Below are 20,003 nucleotides of genomic sequence, written 5' to 3' on the forward strand. Positions count from 1 at the left end.
CCTGTGTTCCGGCCAATACGGAGCGCCGCCGCTTTGCGCCCTTGCCCGTCTTCCGCCCGCGTCCCACGATCTACTCAGGAGTAGCGGGGTCACAGTCAACCAGCCGGTCACATGCCTCGCAATCCCCTCAAAAGCAGAAGTTGCACCGCCCCATTGCTAACAGGAGTGACAAAACCATCGGCTGTCAGGGCGACTGCGACGGCCGGACGCTCGCGGGGCGACAAAGGTTGGCAACCGAATCCGGCCAATGCGATCACGCTCGGTGAACGGCGGTCGCGCTACCTGGACGGGTACTCGTGCACCACCACCGCGGCGGCCCGCACCCCCGGGTGGCGCTGCAGCACCGCCTCGATCTCGCCCAGCTCCATCCGCACCCCGGCGATCTTGACCTGCCGGTCGACGCGCCCCAGGTACTGCAGGGTGGGGCGGTCCTCGCCGCCCGCGCCGGGCGGCAGCAGCCGCACCGCGTCGCCCGTCCGGTAGAGGCGCCCGGTCGGGGACGCGCCGAACGGGTCCCGGTAGAACGCCTCGCGGGTCCGCTCGTCGTCGCCGAGGTAGCCGCGGCCGACCACCACGCCGCCGACGAACAGCTCTCCGGCCTCGCCGACGTCGCACGCCGACCAGGTGTCGTCCGTGCCGCCGTCCTCGTCCGACCGCAGCACGTACAGGCGCGCGTTGACGACCGGCGTGCCGATCGGCAGGCGGAGAAGGTCCAGGTCACCGGCGGTCACGGTGTGGTGGGTGACGTCGTCGGAGCACTCGGTCGGGCCGTAGGCGTTCAGCAGCCGGGCGTGCGGCGCCGCCTCCAGCCAGCGGCGGGCCAGCTCGGCCGGCAGCTCCTCGCCGGTGGCGATCATCCAGCGCAGGCCCGCCAGCGGGCGCCGCCCCCCGGCCGCGGGCGAGCCCGCCAGGTCGTCCAGCAGGTGCCTGACCATGGTCGGGACGAGCTCGACGACCGTGATGCCCTGCGCGTCCACCGCGCGGGCGAACGCGACCGGGTCGTGGCCGGTCTCGTCGCCGACCACGTCCACCCGGCCGCCGATCAGCAGCGGGCAGAGCATCTGCCAGATCGAGATGTCGAAGCCCAGCGGGGCGGTGAACGCGACCACGTCCGCGCCGGTCAGCTCCAGGTCGATGATCTTCGCCCAGAGGTGGTTGAGCATGCCCTGGTGCTCGACGACCGCGCCCTTGGGCCGGCCCGTCGAACCCGAGGTGAACAGCACGTATCGCGGCTGGTCCGGCGCGCTCAGCCGCGGCTCGCCCGGCCAGGGGGCGAAGCCGTCCGCCCGGGACGCGGCGACGACGCGGCACCCCGCCTCGGCCGCCCCCTCCAGCAGCGCCGGCGCGACCTGTTCTGGCGTGTCCACAGTGACCAGCACAGAAGCGCCCGCCTGGTCGAGGACGTCGCGGACGCGTCCGGCGGGCCAGGTCTCGTCGGCCGGGACGTAGAGGGCCCCGACCAGCTCGATCGCGAGGAACGCGGCGATGACGCCCGCGCAGCGCCCGCCGCCCACGCCGACGACCTCGCCGGGGCGGACCCCCTCGTCCTCCAGCAGCGCGGCCAGGCGGCGCGCCTCGGCGGCCAGCTCGGCGTAGGAGAGCGAGCGGTGCTCGTCGGCGACGGCGGGGCGGTCGCGCTCGGCGGCGATCCGCTCCACCCGCGTGATGACCGGGTCGGCGAGGTCGACGTCCCGCTCGCGGAGCATCCCGAGCCGCGCGGCCAGCTCGCGGGCGCGCTCCGCCTGCGCGGCGGGCACGTCCAGCGCGGGCAGCCCGGCCAGGGGCAGCAGCCGGTCCACGGCGGGTCCGCGAGCACTCATCATTACTCTCCGTGTTGTAGAACTTCTCCGCTGTAACAGCGGAACAAAGCGGCCGCCATAGCCTAAGTCCGGCCCGGCAGAAGCACCACGCATTCTGCCCTACCGGCGGGTAATCAGGGGGTTGCGGCAGCAAGATGCCCGAAGGTACCGTGATGCTCCGCCATGGCTCTGGCGTGAAGCCCGCGGCGAACTTCGGGGGAAGACGAGGGAATTGCTTCTTCATTTCAGGGTGGCAGCGTGCCGATAATAACCTCGCCGCAGGAATTCAATGTCGACGACCTTTACGTCGATCTTCGGCATGTCATTGACCGCCCGCTCTACCTTAAATGCGAGGGCTTCAACTTCGCCGGTTCGGTGAAGCTCAAGGCGGCCGCGGCGATGGTGGAGGCGGCCGAGCGGGACGGCGCGCTGACCCCGGACTCGATCATCGTGGAGTCCTCCTCGGGCAACCTCGGGATCGCGCTCAGCCTGATCGCCGCGAGCCGCGGCCTGCGTTTCGTGTGCGTCACCGACCCGCGCTGCAACCCGGCGTCGATGCGGGTCATGCGGGCGCTCGGCGCGGAGGTCCGCGTCGTGTCCGACCGGGACGCCAACGGCGGCTACCTCGGCGGGCGCATCGCCTACGTCCGCAACCTGTGCGCGTCCGGCGACGAGTACGTGTGGCTGAACCAGTACGCCAACCGGAACAACTGGCTGGCGCACTACCGCGGCACCGCCCCGGCGATCGACCGCGAGTTCCCTGACCTGGAGGTCCTGTTCGTCGGCGCCGGGACGACCGGCACCCTGATGGGCTGCGCCCGCTACTTCCGCGAGCACGGCCGGCCCGTCACGATCGTGGCGGTGGACGCGGTCGGCTCGGTCACCTTCGGCGGCATCCCCGAGCGGCGGATGGTGCCGGGCCTCGGCACCAGCAGCAAGCCGGCGCTGGTGGACGAGTCGTTCATCGACGACGTCGTGCACGTCCCCGAGACCGACACGATCCGGACCGTCCACGCGCTCGCCGCACGCGGGTTCCTGTTCGGCGGCTCCACCGGGACCGTCGTGTCGGGCGCCTCCCGCTGGCTGGAGGCCAAGTACCCCGGCGAGGACCCCGTGGCGGTCGCCATCGCCCCCGACCTCGGCGAACGCTACCTCGATTCCATCTACGAGGACGACTGGGTGCGCGAGCACTTCGGCGACCCGGCCGCCATCCTCGGCGACTGATCATCTACAGAAAGACGGAGTTCTCCCCATGACGCAGGCCCCCACGTTCGCCGTCGTCTCCGGCGCCCAGGTCCACGAGGCGGTCGCCGGGCGCGAGGCGGAGGTCACCCGGATGGTCGAGGCGGCCTACCGGCTGCACGGCGAGGGCCTGACCGTCAACCCCGACTCCTACTTCCTGCGCTTCCCTGACCGCCCGTCCGACCGGATCATCGCCCTGCCCGCGTCCGTCAAGGGCGAGGTCGGGGTGCACGGCATCAAGTGGATCTCCAGCTTCCCCGGCAACGTCGCGAACGGCATCCCGCGCGCGTCGGCCGTGCTGATCCTCAACGACGCGGAGACGGGCTACCCGTTCGCGTGCCTGGAGAGCTCCATCATCTCCGCGGCCCGCACCGCCGCGTCCGCCGCGCTGGCCGCCGCGGCCCTCGCCGACCGCCGCGGCGCCCGCCCCCGCCGGGTCGGCTTCGTCGGGGTCGGCCTCATCGCCCGGTACATCCACACCTATCTGGCGGGCAACGGCTTCACCTTCGACGAGCTCGGCGTCCACGACCTGTCGCGCGAGCACGCCGAGGGCTTCCAGGGCTACCTGGAGCGCACAGAGAAGGGCGAGATCACGATCCACGACTCGGCCGAGTCGCTGATCCGCTCGTCCGACCTGGTCGTCTTCGCGACCGTCGCCGGGGAGCCGCACGTCACCGACCCGGACTGGTTCGCGCACAACCCCCTCGTCCTGCACGTGTCGCTGCGCGACCTCTCCCCCGAGATCATCCTGGCGTCCTACAACGTCGTGGACGACGTCGAGCACTGCATGAAGGCCAACACGTCCCCGCACCTGGCCGAGCAGCGGGTCGGCAACCGCGACTTCGTCGCCGGGACCCTGTACGACGTCCTGACGGAGAAGACGACCCCGCCCGCCGACAAGCCGGTGGTCTTCTCACCGTTCGGCCTGGGCGTCCTGGACCTGGCCGTGGCGAAGTACGTCTACGACCAGGTCGCGTCGTCGGGCGCGCTGAACACCGTGCCGGACTTCTTCCACGAGATGAAGCGCTACGGCTGACGCCCGGTCGCTGCGAGCGACCCGAGGAGGGCGAGCGCATCGGCGCTCTCCGAGCCGGGCTCGGCGTGGTAGACGACGAGCTCCTGCCCCGGGCTCGACCGCACGTCGAACGTCTGCATGGTCAGCGTCAGCGGCCCGACGTGCCGGTGCCCGAAGCGCTTGCGCTCCAGCGCCTTCCCGCGCGCGTCGTGCCGCCCCCACAGCTCGGCGAACTCGGGGCTGCGCTCCAGCAGTTCGGCGAGCACCTGCCGCACGCGGGGGTCGCCCGGCGCCTCCAGCTTCATCACCGGCGCTCTCATCGCCGTGGACGGAGGCTGGACCGCCCAGTGATCGAAGGCCGGGTCGGTGCGGCGGAGGTGCGGGGTCAGGAGCGGGCAGGTTCCGGTGCGGCGGCAGTGGCGCCGTGTTCGGCGGGCGCGGGGCTCGTCGGCGCGGAGGCCGCGCTGGTGCGGGCCTGGCGCACTTCGAGCCGCCGTGAGATGACGGCCAGCACCAGAGCGCCGGCGGCCAGGACGGCCCCGACGGCGTTGGGCGCCGTGTAGCCGAGGCCTGCGGAGATCACCAGGCCGCCGAGCCAGGCGGACAGGGCGTTGCCCAGGTTGAAGGCGCCGATGTTGGCCGCGGAGGCGAGCGTGGGCGCGCCGTGGGCGTGGTCCAGGACGCGCTTCTGCAGCGGTGGGACGGTGGCGAAGCCGAGAAGCCCGATGAGGAAGACCGCCACGACGGACGCGGCCTTTCCGGAGGCCAGGAAGGTGAACAGCAGCAGGACCAGCGCCAGGCCTCCCAGGGCGGTGTACAGCATCGGCATGAGCCTGCGGTCCGCGAAGCGGCCGCCGATGAGGTTCCCGGCCACCATGCCCAGTCCGAAGACGACCAGCAGCCAGGTGACGGAGGACTCCGCGAAGCCGCCGACCTCGGTCATCATCGGCGCGATGTAGGTGATAGCGGCGAACACCCCTCCGAAGCCGAGGACCGTCATGGCCATGGCCAGGACGACCTGGGGCTTCCTGAGGGCGGCCACCTCGTGCCGCAGCCGTACTCCCTCCGGCTTGGGGACGTCCGGCACCAGCTTGGCGACGCCGCCCAGGCCGATCACGCCGAGGGCGGCGACGATCAGGAAGGTCACGCGCCAGCCGGCGGTCTGCCCCACGAAGGTGCCGAGGGGCACGCCGACGACGTTGGCCACGGTCAGGCCGGTGAACATCATGGAGATGGCGCCGGCCTTCTTCTCCGGCGCGACGAGCTGGGCGGCGACGACGGAGCCGATGCCGAAGAAGGCGCCGTGGGCCAGCGATGCCACCACCCGGCCGATCAGCATGACGGCGAAGGCCGGCGCGGCGGCGGAGATGAGGTTGCCGAGGATGAACAGGCCCATGAGCAGCATGAGCATGGTCTTGCGGGAGATCCTGGTGCCGAGGACGGTCATGATCGGTGCGCCGATCACGACGCCGAGGGCGTAGCCGGTGACCAGGAGGCCGGCCGTCGGCACGGACACGCCGAGGTCCGCGCCGACCTGGGGCAGCAGCCCCATGATCACGAATTCCGTGGTGCCGATTCCGAAGGCCCCGATGGCCAGGGCCAGCAGCGCGAGCGGCATGGTGGCGGTCCTCTCGACGTTCCGGGCAAAGTTGTGCAAGCGCTCTACCGGCGTTGACAATATTTGCACACGCGGACTATTGGCAAACGCGGGTATAGTGAGGTCCGCAACACGGCGGCAGGCGCACCGCCGACGCGTCCGCTCGCACGGCCCGACCGAGGGAGCCGCTCATGACCGCCACCGACCCGGCGATGACCGCACTGGCGCACGGCTGGTCGGCCCTCTCGCTGCTGCACGGGCGCATCGAGAGCAGGGTCGAACGCGCGCTCCAGGCCCGGCACCGGTTGAGCGCACGCGAGTACTCACTGCTGGACGTGCTGAGCCGCCAGCACGACGGCGAGGGCGGGCACCTGCAGATGCGGCAGGTCGCCGACTCGGTCGTCCTCAGCCAGAGCGCCACCACGCGGCTGGTGACCCGGCTGGAGGACCGCGGACTGCTCTCCCGCTACCTGTGCCCCACCGACCGGCGCGGCATCTACACCGATGTCACCGAGGCCGGCCTGCGCCTGCTGGAGGAGGCCCGCCCCACCCACAACACCGCTCTGCGCGAGGCCCTCGACGAGGCCGCCGGAGACCCCGCGCTCGCGCCGCTGGTCCACGCCGTCCTGCAATTGCAGGACGGCGCCCTGCCCGCATGACCTGTCACCCGGGCGGCCATCTCAGCGAGAACCCCCGATGAGGCGCCCCGCCGCCGCGAGGAAGCTCTGGCGGGCTGCATCGATCAGCAGCAGCGGCGGGGCCCGTGCCGGGAAGCGGCGCGGGCCCCTCGCCGAGATCAGATCTCCAGTACGACCTTGCCCGGGATGCCGTTCCGCTTGGCCTGGAACGCCTCGCGCGTCCGTGCCAGGGGATAGACGGCCCCGACGTGGTTTCGCAGGCCTCCCGATTCGGCCCGCTTCGCCAGTTCGGTGAGCTGCTCGCGGTTGGGCTCGACGATGAAGAAGACGGCGCGCCCGCCCTCCGGCGCGACCGGGGGCGGCGCGGTGATCGAGACCAGCGCGCCGCCCGGCTTCACCCTGCCCGCCGACCGGGCGAGGAGGTCCCCGCCGATCGTGTCGAAGACCAGGTCGACCGGCTCGACGGCGTCCTCGAAGCGCTGCCGTTCCAGGTCGACGAAGGTGTGCGCGCCCATCTCGATCGCGAGGTCGGCCGCCCGGCCGCGGCCCGTGGCGATGACCTGCGCTCCGGCCTGCCGGGCCAGCTGGACGGCCAGCGCGCCGGTGCCGCCCCCGCCACCGTGGACGACCACCGTCTGCCCGGATTCCAGGCCGCCATGGACGAAGAGCCCCTGCCAGCAGGTCAGCCCGGACAGCGGCAGCGCCGCGGCCTCGGTGTAGGTCAGCGACTCGGGCATGAGGGCGAGGTTGCGGGCTTCGACCGCGACGTACTCGGCCGCCGCCCCGTCGCGGTGCCAGTCGGCCAGACCGAAGACGCGGTCGCCCACGGCCAGCCCGGCGGTGCCGTAGCGGACCTCGCTGACCACCCCGGCGACGTCGTGCGCGGGGATGGACGGCGTCCGGTCGCGCCCGGCCCGGTCGACCCACGTGCCGGGCCAGTCCAACTCGTCCGGGACGAACCCGGCGGCGTGCACCCGAACCACGACATCGCCCGTGGCCGGACTCGGCATCGGCGCGTCCTCGAACACCAGCCCGTCACTACCGCCGGGCTTGTGGATGCGTACAGCTTTCATGGGCGTCCCCCTCTACCTTCCTTGCTTTCCCCAGGGAGACGACACACCACCAGCCCCTGTGACAGCCGGACACACCACCGCGGCCACGCGCTCAGCCGAACGCGGAGGTGTCCAGATCGATGTCGAAGGGCTCCGGCAGCGGCAGCGGCTTACCGAACTGCACCTGATCGATGTGCGCGTAGTCCCCGCCGTCCGGTCCGCTGAACAGGAGGACCTTTCGCTCGTCCCGGTCGATCAGCAGGTAGAGCGGGATCCCGGCCCTCGCGTACCCGTATCGCTTGCCTTCCCGGTCGTTCTCCGGTCTGGAGGACGTCACCTCCACCACCATGGCGATGCCCTCGGGCTCGACCCGCATCCACTCCGGAGCTCCCCGGAAGAGACGCAGTTCGGCGGGAGCGATGACCATGTCCGGGATCACACGGTTCTCCCGGTGCTCGTCGTCGCCCGGGATGACCAGGCCCTTCTGGCCCGCCCAGTGGAACCTGCGCGGCGTGTCGCGCACGATTTGCAGTGACAGCTCGGCGATCCAGTCCTCATGGTCGCCAAGGGGGGGTGGGGTCACGACGATCTCTCCGTCGATCAGCTCGGCTCGGAAGCCCTCCGGGGTGTCGAGGGCGAGGAAACCTTCCAGGACGACGTCAGCGTCATCGCGCGACAGAGGCTCTTGAACCATCACAGTCATGCCCTGCTCCTTTCCTCGCGAGCGAGTCTATAAGCAGAGCGCCACCTTTCGCATACAGAACGTAGTTGCCGAGCTTTCCAATCCCAGCGTACGGTGCCGCACCCCGCGCGGGACTTAGAACGAGTGCGAGTGGGCACGGTGTGTCTATGGATGAGCGAGATGTTCCGCGTGGGGACGTGCAGGAGCTGTCGGACTTCGAGCTGGCCGTGTACGAGACCGTGGCGGAGATCGACAAGGAGGGAGGCGCGGCCGACTTCGAGACGATCGGCGCGCTCGTCGACGCGCCCGAGGAGGACCTGTGGGCCGCGCTCGGGCACCTCGTGTCGATCAACCACCTGCATTCGACGAGCAAGGGGTACGTGCTCGGGCCGCACGACTGGGCGCCCTGACCGTCCCGGTGGCCGGGAAGGCCTGGAAGCGGACGCCGGGCGTACGGCACGATGACCCGGTAGGCCTGGGACACGTGTGGGAGGACGCCCGATGAAGCTCGTCGTCACCGAGGAGCAGCGCGAGCTGCGGGACGCGCTGCGGCGCTTCTTCGCCGACCGGTCCCCCGGCGCCGAGGTGCGGCGGCTGATGGAGACGGCCGAGGGCTACGACCCGAAGGTGTGGCGGCAGATGGCCGAGCAGCTCGGGCTGCAGGGCCTCGCGATCGCCGAGGAGCACGGCGGGGCGGGTTTCGGGGTTCGCGAGCTGGCCGTCGTGTTCGAGGAGATGGGGCGGGCCGTGGTGTGCGCGCCCTTCCTCGCGGCGATCACGGCCGCGGCGGCGCTGGAGGCCGGGGAGGGCGGGCACGACCTGCTGCCCGGCATCGCCGACGGGTCGGTGATCGCGACTTTCGCGGTGGCCGAGGACGGCGGGTCCTGGGATCCGGGTTCCGTGCGGGCGGTCTTCGAGGGCGGGGTGCTCCGGGGGACGAAGAACTACGTCCTGGACGGGCACATCGCAGATCTCGTCCTCGTGGCTGCCCGGGGTGAGGACGGGGTCGGGGTCTACGCCGTCGAGGACGCGGCGCGGCTCGTCCGGCGGGCCCTCCCGACGCTCGACCAGACGCGGAAGCTGGCGCGGATCGAGCTGGACGGCGTTCCGGCGCGCCGGGTCGGCGGGCCGCAGGCGCTGGCGCGGGCCCTCGACGTCGCGGCCGTGGCGCTGGCGGCCGAGCAGCTCGGCGGGGCGCAGCGGACCCTGGACATGACGGTCGAGTACGCGAAGGTGCGCAACCAGTTCGGACGTCCGATCGGATCGTTCCAGGCGATCAAGCACAGGTGCGCGGACATGTTCGTGCTCGTGGAGTCGGCGCGGTCGGCGGTGCTGAACGCGGCGGCCGCCGCCGACGAGAGCCCGGAGGAGCTGCCGGCCGCGGCCGCGCTGGCCCAGGCGTACTGCTCGGAGGCCTTCTTCCACACGGCGGGCGAGGCGATCCAGCTGCACGGCGGCATCGGGTTCACCTGGGAGCACGACGCGCACCTGTACTTCAAGCGGGCCCAGTCGTCGCGGGAGCTCTTCGGGTCGCCCGACCGGCACCGCGAGCGCCTGGCCGCGCTGGCCGGGCTCACGGGTGCAGCCGCAACCCCTTGAGGACCTTGTCCACGCCGTTGCGGGGGCCGTGGACGGCGAACCCGACGAGGGGCATCTCCTCGGCGGTGACGGCCCGGACGGTCGCGCGGTTCGCCTCGTCGTGGCCCGTCTTGAACATGTCCTCGATGTAGACGGCGGTGTCCATGCCGCGGGCGAGGGCGCGGGCGTGGGCCTGCGCGATCGCCTCGGCGCCGGCCTCGTAGACCAGGACGGGCTGCCTGAACATCGCCAGGTAGGTGTTGCCCGACGCGTCCTCGTACGGCTCGCCGATGACGCCGGGGACGCCGCCCGCGACCGCGCTGGCGAGGAACGCGGTGACGTTGAGGCGCTGCCAGGCGGCGAGGTCGTCCCGGACCACGATCCCGATCTTGGTGTCGAAACGCATGCGGCCGATCCTTCCCCTGGTCGTGCCGCGCCGTCTTGAACGCTCGTGCGCCAGACTGGAGGCGTGGACTGGAGCAGGTACTGGCGGTCTCCCGACCGTCCCCTGGAGGCGATGCACGCCCATTTCGAGCGGCACGTCTACCACCGGCACAGCCACGAGACGTACTCGTTCGGCGTCACCGAGGACGGCCGTCAGGCGTTCCGGTGCCGGGGCGGGGCGCACACGAGCGCGGCCGGGATGGTCCTCGCGTTCAACCCCGACGACCCGCACGACGGCCACCCCGCCGACGAGCTCGGCTTCACGTACCGGATCGTCCACATCGGGGCGGGGCTGATCTCGGACGTGCTCGCCGACATCGCGGACCGGCCGGTCGGGCTGCCGCTGTTCGACGCGCCCGTGGTGCCCGACCCCGGCCTGGCGAGGACCCTGCGCGCGCTGCACGCGGCGCTGCTCGGCGGCGCGCCCGCCCTCCGGCGCGACGAGCTGCTGACCGCGACCGTCGGGTCGCTGGTCGACCGGGCCGCCATGCGGCGGGTGCGCGCGTCGCCGGCCGGCGGGTTCGTCGAGCGGGCCCGGCGGCGGCTCGAGGAGTCCTGCACCGAGGACATCGGCGCCGACGCGCTGGCGGAGGCGGCGGGGTGCAGCCGGTTCGCGCTGTACCGGGGGTTCCGGCGCGAGTACGGCATGGCGCCGAGCGACTACCAGCGCCAGCTGCGCCTGCGCGCCGCGCGCCGCCTGCTCGCCCGGGGCGAGGCCATCGGGGACGTGGCGGCCCGCACCGGCTTCGCCGACCAGAGCCATCTGACGCGCTGGTTCGTCCGCTGCTACGGCATGACGCCCGGACGCTTCCAGTCGGCCGTTTGAGGGCGTCTGGGGAAGAATGCCCGCCATGAGACGGGCGAGCGGTGCGATGTTCGGGCTGGCGTACGGGGACTCCCTGGGGGCGCCGACCGAGTTCCTCGACATGAAGCAGATCCACAGGCGTTTCGGCGACCACGGGCCCACGCAGCTCAACGGCGATCCGGCGCTCGTCACCGACGATACGCAGATGGCGATCGCGGTCGGGCTCGGGCTGCTGGACGCCCTGGCCAACCCCCCGTTCGCCCCGGACCTGGTCACGCCCATGTGGCGGCGGCGCTTCGTCGACTGGCTGAACAGCCCCGACAACAACCGCGCGCCCGGGAACACCTGCCTCATCGCATGCCGGGGCCTGGCGGCCGGAAAGCCCTGGGTGGAGGCCACCGTGACCGGTTCCAAGGGGTGCGGCGCCAACATGCGCGTCGCGCCGGTCGGCCTGGCCCCGGGCTTGTCGGACGAGACGCGGGCCGGGGCGTCCCAGCTCCAGGCCGCGCTCACCCACGGCCATCCCACCGGGCTCGCCGCGAGCGAGCTGACCGCGTTCGCCGTCCGGTGGCTGGCCGACGGGATGGCCCCGTCCGACCTGCCCGGCGCGCTCCGGGCCCGCTGCCACGACCAGCGCGCCGTCTACCACGAGCGCTGGCTCGGCACGCTCTGGCAGCGGCCCGGCATGGACACTCCGGAGGCGTTCATCGCCCGGGGCTGGGACGAGTGCCTGGCCGTCCTCGACCGCCTGGACGAGGCCGTCGCGCGCGCGGACCGGGCGTCCGACCCCTGCGAGACCACCGGCGCGGGCTGGGTCGCCGAGGAGGCGCTCGCCACCGGCCTGCTGTGCTTCCTGCTGTTCCCGGACGAGCCGGTCGAGGCGATCTGGCGCGGCGCGGCCAGCTCGGGCGACTCCGACTCGATCGCCTGCCTGGCCGGCGCGTTCGCGGGCGCCCGCCTCGGCATGGACGCCTGGCCCGCCGAATGGTCCGCCCGCATCGAGTACGCCAACGACCTCGCGAGGCTCGGCGGAGCCTGGGACTGATCCCGCGAGAGCACCGCTCTTGACTCTCGCCCGCCCTGAAGCTAATCTCATTAGCTATAGAGCTACATAGCTTCAAGGAGTGCGCGATGAGCGAGACCCGGTTCCTCGACCTTCCCGGTGGGCGGCTGGCCTACGACGACGACGGCGACGGCCCGCTGGTCGTCTGCCTGCCCCCGATGCTCGAACTGCGGTCGCAGTACCGGTTCCTGAAGCCGCTGCTGCTGAAGGCCGGGTACCGGGTCGTGACCGTCGACCAGCGCGGGATGGGCGAGACCAGCGCGCGGTGGCCCGAGTACGGGAGCACGCCCCTGGCCCACGACCTGCTGGCCCTGCTGCGCCACCTCGACGCCGGCCCGGCCCTCGTCTACGGGTGCTCGAACGGCGCGGCCGCCGCGGTGTGGGTCGCGGCCGAGGCGCCCGAGCTGGTGAAGGGCCTCGTGCTGGCGGCGCCGTTCGTCCGCGACGGCAAGGGCGGGTTCGCGCAGCGGCTGACCACCGCCCTCATGCGGGTCCCCGGCCTGGCCCTGCCGCTCTACATGGCCTACTACCCGAAGTGGGAGCCGAAGCCGCCCGCCGACTTCGCCGAGCACAAGGCGAAGCTGAAGGCCAACCTCAAGGAGCCCGGCCGCGACAAGGTCATCGCCGAGTACCTGAGCATGTCGCACGCCGAGTCGGAGGCGCGGCTCGACCGGGTGCAGGCGCCCACGCTCGTCATCATGGGCACGGCCGACATCGACTGGCCCGACCCCGCCGCCGAGGCCGAATGGGTCGCCCAGAGGCTCAACGGCCAGGTCGTCCTGCTGGACGGCGGCGGCCACCACCCGCACGTGGAGTTCCCCGACGAGGTCGCCGCCGCCGTCACCACCTTCCAGCGCTCCCTCTAGGACGCGGACCAGCCTGTCCAGGCTTCGATGGTGACGGCTATGAGCGGGCCCTCCGGCGGGTGGTCGCGGTACTGGGGGTAGCGGTCCGCCAGAAGTCGGACGGGGTCGGCCATGCGGGCGGGGTCGTCGACGACGGTCGCGTGGCCGTCGACGCGGACCCACCAGAGGCGGTCCCAGTCGTCCTCGTAGTGGTCGGCCAGGAGCGCGACGCGCGGGTTGGCGCGGATGTTGGCGAGCCTCCGCAGCTCCCGGGTGCTCTTGGGCTTGTGGTCGACGGCCGTGTAGACGGCGCCGCGGTGGACGGCGAACGTCACTGGGACGAGATGCGGGCGGGCGTCCTCCCCCACGGTCGCGAGGCGCGCGACCGGCACGGTCGTCAGCAGGCGGCGCGCCTCGTCCGGCGCAAGCTTCGGCACCCCCTCACCCTCCCACGCCGCTCCCCCGCGCGGGGCAGGGCATTCGCCCTTGGGCGGGAGGTGCCGCGACCGGAAGCGCGGAGAGGCTCGTCCCATGGAATCGGTCGGGAGGCTGCGGCCGCGCTGGGCGGGGTACGCGGCCGGGGCATGGTCGGTGGTCGCGGTAGGGGTGGCCCTGTACTGGGCGGGCGGCGGGGATGCCGGGTCCCCGTCGGCGGGCACGAGAGCGGCGGCGTGGGTGATCGCCGCCTTCCTCGGGGTCGGCGGGATCATGGCGGTGTCGAGCGTCCGCGAGGTGGGGCGGCAGATGCCGCGCTGGTGGCCCCTCACCGGGCTCTGGGCGGCGTGCGTGCTGGCGGCGGCCGGAACGTTCGGCTTCGTGATGAACGCGCTGCAACTCGTCTTCGACGGGACGGTCGACGACTGGCCGAGGTTCGGCGTCGAGGTCCTGTGCGCGGTGGGCGCGGCCCTGCTCGCGGCGACGGCCCTGGCCTACCAGCGCGCCACCGCGGGGACGTGCGCGCGATGCGGCCGAGCGCACGCCGAGGCGGGGACGGTCAGGGTCCCGGCGCCCGTGTCCCCCGCGCCGCGTGCGGTGCGGTGGGCCGCCTATGCCGGGGCGCTCGGGTTCGCGCCCTACATCGCCATGAAGACGACGTGGGCGCTCGGGGGCTCGTTCGCGGGGATCGAGGGCGAGCGGGTCGTCGCCGAGTTCGAGCGCAACGGCGCGTCCGGGCTGGTCCTCACGCTGGAGAGGTACGGGCTGGACTTCACCACCCTGGCGGCGCTCGCCGGCGTCTTCCTGCTGATGGGGCTCACGCATGAGTGGGGGCAGGTCTTCCCGCGATGGGCGCCGCCGCTGGCCGGGCGCCGGGTGCCGCGCTGGCTGCCGCTCGCGCCGGCCTGGCTCGGCGCCCTGACGCTCGGCCCCTACGGGGTCGTCGGGTCCGTCGCTTACCTGCTGCCGCCCGTCCTGGGGTTGGGCGGTCTCCCCCATGACGGGCTCATCAGCGGATGGTCGGGCTGGACGGTCGCGGCGTGCGGGATCGGCGCGTTCGCCGCCTACGGCGTGGCGGTGGGCGCCGCGGCGTGGTCGTACCAGCGGCGGACCCTGCCGGTGTGCGTCAGTCCTGGAAGTCCGGGGGACGGTTCTCGCGGCGGGCCTTGATGGCTTCTTCGAAGTTGTGGGTGGTGAGGCGGACGTAGAGCTGGGCGAGGCCCTCCTGGCCCATGTGGGCGTCCAGGCTCGCGGCGTCAAGGCTCGACCACAGCATGCGCTTCGTCAGCTCGGTGCCGGGGCGGCTGAACCCGGCGATGCGCTCGGCCAGCTCGTAGCAGGCGTCGAGGAGCTTGTCGCCGGGGACGACGCGGGAGAGCAGGCCGATCCGCTCGGCCTCGGCGGCGTCCACGTCGCGGCCGGACAGCATCAGCTCGAACGCGCGGGAGGCGCCGATCGCGCGCGGCAGCAGGTAGCTGAGGCCGAGCTCGCTGGCGGTCAGCCCGTTGTTGATGCCGGCCGCGCGGAACAGGGCCGTCTCCGCGCCGAGCCTGATGTCGGCGGCGAGGGACAGGCACAGGCCGCCGCCGATCGCCGGGCCGTTGACCGCCGCGATGACCGGCTGGTGGACGCGCCGCATCGCCCGCACCACGTCGTCCAGCAGCTCCATCGAGCGCAGCGCGATCGTCGGGAGCGTCAGCCCGTCGATGCCGGGGATGCTCCCCGGGTTCTCCAGGTCGGCCCCGGAGCAGAACCCCCGCCCGGCGCCGGTGATGACGACGACGCGGGTGCCGTTGTCGCGGCTGACCTCCTCCAGGGCCTCACGGAAGGGGACCATCACGTCGAACGCCATCGCGTTCATGCGCTCGGGCCGGTTGAGGGTGATGAGGGTGACGTTCGGGCGCGGCTTGTCGACCAGGACGAAGGGCAAGGCGGGCCTCCCAGAGTGACCTAACAAGCGTTAGGTTACACGCGGGGGAACTCGGGCGGCGCGAGGCCCCGCTCGACCACCTTCGCCAGCTCCTCGTCCGTGAGGACGCGCGGCTCGCCGATCATCCTGGCGCGGACGTAGACGCCGCAGAGCCATTCCAAAAGGCGGGCGTTCTCGTACGCCTCCTCCAGGTCGCGGCCGATCGTGACGCCACCGTGGTTGGCCATCAGCGCGGCGCGCTTGCCGCCCGCCATGGCCTCGCGGACGTTCTCGGCGAGCTCGGGCGTCCCGTAGGTGGCGTACTCGGCGACCTTCACCACGCCGCCGAGCAGCAGCGTGTTGTAGTGGATCGGCGGCAGTTCGGACATGGTCGTCGCCACCACGGCGCCGTAGGTGGAGTGCGTGTGCACGATGGCGGCGGCCGGGGTCTCCTCGTACAGCGCGAGGTGCATGGGCGTCTCGGACGACGGCGCCCTGTCGCCGTCGACCCACTGCCCGGCGGTGTTCACGACGGGGCAGTCGGCGGGCTCCATCCGGTCGAGCATCATCCCGCCCGGCGTGACCGCGACCAGATCGCCCGACCGGACGCTGACGTTGCCCGACGCGCCCGTCACCAGCCCGGTCGCGGCCAGCCTGCGGCCGACCTCGCACAGCGCGTCCCGCTCGTCCCTCAGCAACATGCGAATACCTCTCACATTTCATGGCCTGCACCGCGTACGCTACGGCCCGGACGATCACTAAGGGGCCGGCCATGACCGTTGTCACTCTCGGCGCGCACATCCTGGACGTGCTCGCCCGCCCGGTGGAGGGCATCCCGGACGGGCAGGACACCGTCGTCGTCGAGCAGATCCGGGTGACCGCGGCGGGCGCCGCCGCCGGCACCGCCGTCGCCCTCGCCCGGCTCGGCAACCGGGTCGTCTCGGTCGGCGCGATCGGCGACGACGACCTCGGCGACCTGCTGGTGCGGATCATGGCGCGCGAGGGCGTGGACGTGCGCGGCCTCGTCCGGCGGAAGGCCGACCAGACCAGCGCGTCCATCCTGCCGATCCGGCCGGACGGCGGGCGGCCGAGCTTCCACGTCCCCGGCGCGAACCTCACCCTCACCGCGGGCGCGGTGGGGCCGGGCCTGCTCGGCGCGGCGAGCGCGGTGCACCTCGGCGGCCCCGACGTCACGTTCGGGCTCAACGACCCCGGGTTCTTCGCGATGCTCGACACCGCCCGCGAGGCCGGCACCGTCGTCACGATGGACCTGCTGTCCAACATGCCCGACCTGCTGACCGGCGCCGCCGCGTTCCTCCCCCACGTCGACCACTTCCTGCCCAACGGGGAGCAGGCCGCCCTGATGACCGGCGAGGACGACCCGGAGCGGGCCGCCGCCGCGCTGCTGGCGCGCGGGCCGAGCACCGTCGTCGTGACGCTCGGCGGGGGCGGCAGCCTCGTCGCCACCGCCGAGGGCGCGCACCGGCTGCCGGCCCTGCCCGTCGAGGTCGTCGACACGACCGGCTGCGGCGACGCGTACTGCGCCGGGTTCATCACCGGCCTCGCCCACGGCAAGGACGTCCTGGAGGCCGCGCGCTGGGGCACCGCCGCGGCGGCCACCGTCGCGCAGGGGCTCGGCTCCGACGCCTGCCTCACCGACCTGGACGCGGTCCTCGCCCTCCTGGGGTGACGCCGACGAAGCGCACGGAGCGGGAGCGACGCGGGCTCAGAGCTGTGCCGTGCGGCGGTCCCGGTACAGGACGGCGTTCGCCGCCCCGGCGAGCTGCTCCAGCCTGAACACCTCCGTCCGGTGGAACGGCGGCGCGCCCGTCCGGGCGACCACCAGCGCGATCGTGCCCGTGGCGAGCGGGCAGACCGCGAAGCGCACGCCGTCCGGCGCGGTGAACGCGCGCGGGCGCAGCGGCCGCAGCTCCGGCAGGCCGGTGCCCGGAGTGCCGCCGGAGCTGGCGTGCACGAGGACCGCCTCGCCCTCCCCCTTCAGCTCGGCGAGGCCCGCCCAGTCGGCGCTCAGGATCGCCGGGACGGCGTCGGCGAGGACCTCCAGGCCGCGCTCCGGGACGGCCGCGACCTGCCCGATCACGGCCGCGTCCGGGAAGGCGCCCTGCGGCTCGGCGGTCGGCCAGATCCCGACGACCTCCACGCCCGGCACCGAGCCGAGCCCCTCGGCCAGCCGCTCCGAGCCCGCCCCCGCCGGCCACGCGACGGTGAAGTCGTCCATCGCCCGCCCGTTGGCGCGTTCCAGCACCGCCATCTGGACGACGTCCGCGCCCGCCGCGCCCAGAGTGCGCGCGACCTGCCCCAGCGATCCGGGACGGTCCGGCAGGCGCACCCGTATCCGCAGCAACATCGCCACCTCCAGTCTCCGTGCGAGGTCTCCACTTTGGGCGACCCCCGTTTCCCCCGTGTTACCCATACGTGTCGTCCCAAGAAAACGGCACGGAAAGTCGGTGCTGGAAGGGTGGTACAGGTCAAACTAGAGTCCGGTGGAGGTCATCGAATGGCCTGACGTCTCCTGCCGCCCATCATTAAGGTGACTCTACGTGTCGAGGGACGGGGAACCCCCAGTCAGCGAGGACTCCGGAGCCGAGCCGGAGCCGGCGCCCACCGGGGATGCCGGAGATGCCGGGGACGAGGCGGCCCCGGCCGGAGCCGGTGACGCCGGCGGCGTCGGCGGCGTCGGCGCGGCGCTGCACGCCGAGGTGCGGGACGCGCTCGCCGGGCTCGCCGCACGGCTCGACCGCGAGCACGAGCGCGCCGCGCACCGCGAGGCCGTCATCGACCGGCTGCACGAGGAGAACCAGCGGCTGCGGCGCGGGGAGCTGCAGGCGATGCTGGAGCCGGTCCGCGCGGCGCTGTACCGGCTGCACGACCAGGCGCGCCGCGAGTCCGACCGGCTCCGCGCGCCCGACCTCGCCGAGGCGCCCGACCCGCGGCGGACCGCGGCGCTGCTGGCGGCGGTGGCCGACGAGGTCGCCGACGCGCTGGCGCGACTCGGCGTCGAGCGGTTCACCGTCGAGCCGGGCGCCCCCTACGACGCGTCCCGGCACCGGCCGGTCGCGGTCACGCCGGTCGACGACCCCGTGGCGGACGGCACCGTCACGGCCGTCCAGTCCGACGGGTTCGAGCAGAGCGGGAAGGTGCTGCGCAAGGCGGCGGTCAGCGTCGGCAGGCTCGCCGAGCCGGCGTCCGCCGCCAGGCCCGCCGAGCCGGCGTCCGCCGGCGAGGCGACGCACAACGGACAGACGACGAACAGCGGGTGAGAGGGACATGGCCGTCTACGGGATCGACCTGGGAACCACGTACTCCTGCATTGCCTCCATCGACGATGTGGGCCGGCCCGCGGTCCTGCGGAACCTGGAGGGCACCGACACCACCCCGTCCGTCGTGTTCTTCGAGAGCGGCGAGAACGTCGTCGTCGGCCAGACCGCGAAGGACACCGCGGTCCTGGAGCCCGACAACGTCGTCAGCCTGATCAAGCGGGACATGGGCCGCGACGTCACGCGCCCGATCCACGGGATCGACTTCACCCCCGAGGAGGTGTCGGCGTTCATCCTGCTGAAGCTGGCCACCGACGCGCGCACCACCACGGGCGAGGACGCCCGCGACGTGGTCATCACCGTCCCGGCCTACTTCGGCGCCGCCGAGCGGGACGCGACCCGCAAGGCGGGCCGCATCGCGGGGCTGAACGTCATCGACATCGTGTCCGAGCCGATCGCCGCCGCGATCACCTACGGCGTCCTCAACCCCGAGGCCGACCGGACGATCCTGGTCTACGACCTCGGCGGCGGCACGTTCGACACCACGGTCATCGCGCTGCGCGGCGGCCACATCGAGGTGGTGTGCACCGACGGCGACCACGAGCTCGGCGGCGCCGACTGGGACGCGCGGCTCGTGGAGCACCTGGCCGAGCGGTTCCGCGCCGAGCACCCCGAGGCGGGCGACCCGCTGGACGACCGGCAGACCGAGCAGCAGCTCCGCCGCGACGCCGAGGACGCCAAGAAGGCCCTCACCACCCGCACGTCCCACACCGTCCGGGTGATGCACGGCGGGCGGGTCGCGGCGGTCGAGGTGACGCGCGAGAAGCTGGAGGAGCTGACCAAGGACCTCCTCGACCGCACCGTGGAGATCACCGGCCGGACGCTGGCGACCGCGGCCGAGAAGGGCGTGGAGGACTACGACGACCTCGTCCTCGTCGGCGGCTCCACGAAGATGCCGGTCGTCGCGGCGCGGCTGGCGACCGAGCTCGGCATCACCCCCCGCCTCCAGGACCCCGACCTCGCGGTCGCCAAGGGCGCCGCCCTGTACGCGTTCGAGGAGACCTACCGGCGGCTCGTCCGGGAGGGCGCCGCCGAGCGCGCCGAGGAGATGGCGACCCGGGCGGGCCTGTCGGCCGAGCAGCAGCGGCAGATCGCCGGGCGGCGGATCAGGACGGTCGCCTCGCACGCGTTCGGGATCGTGGTGGTCGACCGGGAGACCGGCGCCGAGAGCGTCGCGCACCTCGTGCACGCCAACGACGAGCTGCCCGCCGCCAAGACCGAGGACTTCTTCACCGTCTACGACGACCAGGCCTCGGCCGACATCCGGGTGATGGAGCAGGCCGGCGTCGTGGAGTCCGCCGACCTGATCGACAACACCGAGATCGCGACCGGGGAGATCCGCGTCCCGCCGGGCAAGAAGGCGGGCTGGCCGATCGGGGTGACGTTCGCGCTCGACTCCTCCGGCCTGCTCAACGTCACGGCCGTGGAGAAGGAGACCGGCGAGCGGCTGGAGCTGAAGGTCGACGTCGGCGGCATGTCGGAGGAGGAGGTCGAGCGGTCCCGCAAGGCCCTCTCCCGGGTCCAGGTCAGCTGAGCGGGCGGCGGAGCCCCTGGAGGCGCC

Annotated in this window: 22 protein-coding genes; 12 read left to right on the forward strand and 10 right to left on the reverse strand. The window is 72.8% G+C overall.

All coding sequences use genetic code 11. The annotated features are described in order from the left end of the window. Nucleotides 1-278 precede the first annotated feature (278 nt). Nucleotides 279-1,820, reverse strand: coding sequence for an amino acid adenylation domain-containing protein (locus K4S16_RS36345; protein ID WP_149263617.1), 1,542 nt, complete (start codon nucleotides 1,818-1,820; stop codon nucleotides 279-281). A gap of 237 nt (nucleotides 1,821-2,057) precedes the next feature. Here K4S16_RS36345 and sbnA point away from each other — a divergent pair, with 237 nt between their 5' ends. Next, nucleotides 2,058-3,023: a 2,3-diaminopropionate biosynthesis protein SbnA gene (gene sbnA / locus K4S16_RS36350; RefSeq protein ID WP_149263618.1), complete on the forward strand. Its 966-nt coding sequence runs from the start codon at nucleotides 2,058-2,060 to the stop codon at nucleotides 3,021-3,023. 28 nt (nucleotides 3,024-3,051) lie between these two features. Beyond that, nucleotides 3,052-4,077 carry a 2,3-diaminopropionate biosynthesis protein SbnB gene (sbnB, locus tag K4S16_RS36355; RefSeq protein ID WP_149263619.1) on the forward strand — a complete coding sequence of 342 codons (1,026 nt, stop codon included), beginning with the start codon at nucleotides 3,052-3,054 and terminating at the stop codon, nucleotides 4,075-4,077. Here sbnB and K4S16_RS36360 read toward each other — a convergent pair. Together K4S16_RS36360 and K4S16_RS36365 are read right to left on the reverse strand one after the other, a co-directional pair. Beyond that, on the reverse strand, nucleotides 4,068-4,361 hold the full coding sequence (locus tag K4S16_RS36360) for a hypothetical protein (protein WP_235037314.1): 294 nt from the start codon (nucleotides 4,359-4,361) through the stop codon (nucleotides 4,068-4,070). The two genes, sbnB and K4S16_RS36360, sit on opposite strands and share 10 nt — an antisense overlap. A gap of 80 nt (nucleotides 4,362-4,441) precedes the next feature. Then, entirely contained in the window at nucleotides 4,442-5,674 is a 1,233-nt protein-coding gene (locus K4S16_RS36365) for an MFS transporter (protein ID WP_149263620.1), read from the reverse strand. Between the two features lie 170 nt (nucleotides 5,675-5,844). Here K4S16_RS36365 and K4S16_RS36370 point away from each other — a divergent pair, with 170 nt between their 5' ends. Next, nucleotides 5,845-6,312 carry a MarR family winged helix-turn-helix transcriptional regulator gene (locus tag K4S16_RS36370; RefSeq protein WP_149263621.1) on the forward strand — a complete coding sequence of 156 codons (468 nt, stop codon included), beginning with the start codon at nucleotides 5,845-5,847 and terminating at the stop codon, nucleotides 6,310-6,312. Between the two features lie 137 nt (nucleotides 6,313-6,449). Here the strand turns inward: K4S16_RS36370 and K4S16_RS36375 are convergent, their stop codons facing one another. Together K4S16_RS36375 and K4S16_RS36380 are read right to left on the reverse strand one after the other, a co-directional pair. Further along, nucleotides 6,450-7,364: an NADP-dependent oxidoreductase gene (locus K4S16_RS36375; protein ID WP_149263622.1), complete on the reverse strand. Its 915-nt coding sequence runs from the start codon at nucleotides 7,362-7,364 to the stop codon at nucleotides 6,450-6,452. 91 nt (nucleotides 7,365-7,455) lie between these two features. Continuing rightward, nucleotides 7,456-8,046: a Uma2 family endonuclease gene (locus tag K4S16_RS36380; protein ID WP_200842321.1), complete on the reverse strand. Its 591-nt coding sequence runs from the start codon at nucleotides 8,044-8,046 to the stop codon at nucleotides 7,456-7,458. A 146-nt stretch (nucleotides 8,047-8,192) separates the two neighbouring features. Here K4S16_RS36380 and K4S16_RS36385 point away from each other — a divergent pair, with 146 nt between their 5' ends. Next, nucleotides 8,193-8,435, forward strand: coding sequence for a hypothetical protein (locus K4S16_RS36385; protein WP_149263623.1), 243 nt, complete (start codon nucleotides 8,193-8,195; stop codon nucleotides 8,433-8,435). A gap of 91 nt (nucleotides 8,436-8,526) precedes the next feature. After that, a complete protein-coding gene (locus K4S16_RS36390; protein WP_149263624.1) occupies nucleotides 8,527-9,624 on the forward strand; it encodes an acyl-CoA dehydrogenase family protein in 1,098 nt (365 codons plus the stop codon). Here K4S16_RS36390 and K4S16_RS36395 read toward each other — a convergent pair. Continuing rightward, complete coding sequence (locus K4S16_RS36395; protein WP_149263625.1) at nucleotides 9,599-10,009, reverse strand: DUF2000 domain-containing protein; 411 nt, start codon at nucleotides 10,007-10,009, stop codon at nucleotides 9,599-9,601. The genes K4S16_RS36390 and K4S16_RS36395 overlap by 26 nt on opposite strands. Before the next feature lie 63 nt (nucleotides 10,010-10,072). Here K4S16_RS36395 and K4S16_RS36400 point away from each other — a divergent pair, with 63 nt between their 5' ends. From K4S16_RS36400 to K4S16_RS36410, 3 genes are all read left to right on the forward strand, one after another. Continuing rightward, the gene (locus tag K4S16_RS36400) at nucleotides 10,073-10,873 is read left to right on the forward strand and encodes an AraC family transcriptional regulator (RefSeq protein WP_235037301.1); all 801 of its coding nucleotides are present in this window, start codon (nucleotides 10,073-10,075) and stop codon (nucleotides 10,871-10,873) included. Between the two features lie 25 nt (nucleotides 10,874-10,898). Next, complete coding sequence (locus K4S16_RS36405) at nucleotides 10,899-11,897, forward strand: ADP-ribosylglycohydrolase family protein (protein ID WP_235037302.1); 999 nt, start codon at nucleotides 10,899-10,901, stop codon at nucleotides 11,895-11,897. Nucleotides 11,898-11,983: 86 nt separating this feature from the next. Continuing rightward, a complete protein-coding gene (locus tag K4S16_RS36410; RefSeq protein WP_149263626.1) occupies nucleotides 11,984-12,781 on the forward strand; it encodes an alpha/beta fold hydrolase in 798 nt (265 codons plus the stop codon). On the opposite strand, the gene K4S16_RS36415 is transcribed toward K4S16_RS36410, so the two are convergent. Further along, the gene (locus tag K4S16_RS36415) at nucleotides 12,778-13,197 is read right to left on the reverse strand and encodes a TIGR03668 family PPOX class F420-dependent oxidoreductase (protein ID WP_235037303.1); all 420 of its coding nucleotides are present in this window, start codon (nucleotides 13,195-13,197) and stop codon (nucleotides 12,778-12,780) included. The two genes, K4S16_RS36410 and K4S16_RS36415, sit on opposite strands and share 4 nt — an antisense overlap. Nucleotides 13,198-13,291: 94 nt before the next feature. Between K4S16_RS36415 and K4S16_RS44670 the strand changes: the two genes are divergently transcribed. Further along, nucleotides 13,292-14,365 (forward strand): hypothetical protein, encoded by a 1,074-nt coding sequence (locus tag K4S16_RS44670; protein ID WP_160161153.1) that lies wholly within the window; start codon nucleotides 13,292-13,294, stop codon nucleotides 14,363-14,365. On the opposite strand, the gene K4S16_RS36425 is transcribed toward K4S16_RS44670, so the two are convergent. Together K4S16_RS36425 and K4S16_RS36430 are read right to left on the reverse strand one after the other, a co-directional pair. Next, nucleotides 14,322-15,125 (reverse strand): enoyl-CoA hydratase, encoded by an 804-nt coding sequence (locus K4S16_RS36425; RefSeq protein ID WP_149263628.1) that lies wholly within the window; start codon nucleotides 15,123-15,125, stop codon nucleotides 14,322-14,324. The two genes, K4S16_RS44670 and K4S16_RS36425, sit on opposite strands and share 44 nt — an antisense overlap. 35 nt (nucleotides 15,126-15,160) lie before the next feature. Continuing rightward, nucleotides 15,161-15,805, reverse strand: coding sequence for a class II aldolase/adducin family protein (locus tag K4S16_RS36430; RefSeq protein ID WP_149263629.1), 645 nt, complete (start codon nucleotides 15,803-15,805; stop codon nucleotides 15,161-15,163). Nucleotides 15,806-15,876: 71 nt separating this feature from the next. Here K4S16_RS36430 and K4S16_RS36435 point away from each other — a divergent pair, with 71 nt between their 5' ends. Beyond that, on the forward strand, nucleotides 15,877-16,794 hold the full coding sequence (locus tag K4S16_RS36435) for a carbohydrate kinase family protein (RefSeq protein WP_149263630.1): 918 nt from the start codon (nucleotides 15,877-15,879) through the stop codon (nucleotides 16,792-16,794). Between the two features lie 36 nt (nucleotides 16,795-16,830). On the opposite strand, the gene K4S16_RS36440 is transcribed toward K4S16_RS36435, so the two are convergent. After that, nucleotides 16,831-17,472 (reverse strand): amino acid-binding protein, encoded by a 642-nt coding sequence (locus K4S16_RS36440; RefSeq protein ID WP_149263730.1) that lies wholly within the window; start codon nucleotides 17,470-17,472, stop codon nucleotides 16,831-16,833. Between the two features lie 193 nt (nucleotides 17,473-17,665). On the opposite strand from K4S16_RS36440, the gene grpE reads away from it, so the two are divergent. Together grpE and K4S16_RS36450 are read left to right on the forward strand one after the other, a co-directional pair. Next, nucleotides 17,666-18,385: a nucleotide exchange factor GrpE gene (gene grpE, locus K4S16_RS36445; protein WP_149263631.1), complete on the forward strand. Its 720-nt coding sequence runs from the start codon at nucleotides 17,666-17,668 to the stop codon at nucleotides 18,383-18,385. Nucleotides 18,386-18,392: 7 nt separating this feature from the next. Then, nucleotides 18,393-19,976, forward strand: a complete 1,584-nt coding sequence (locus K4S16_RS36450; protein WP_149263632.1) for an Hsp70 family protein — start codon at nucleotides 18,393-18,395, stop codon at nucleotides 19,974-19,976. Nucleotides 19,977-20,003 lie beyond the last annotated feature (27 nt).

Origin of the sequence: Actinomadura sp. K4S16 (assembly GCF_008327685.1) — a bacterium.
GTDB lineage: Bacteria > Actinomycetota > Actinomycetes > Streptosporangiales > Streptosporangiaceae > Spirillospora.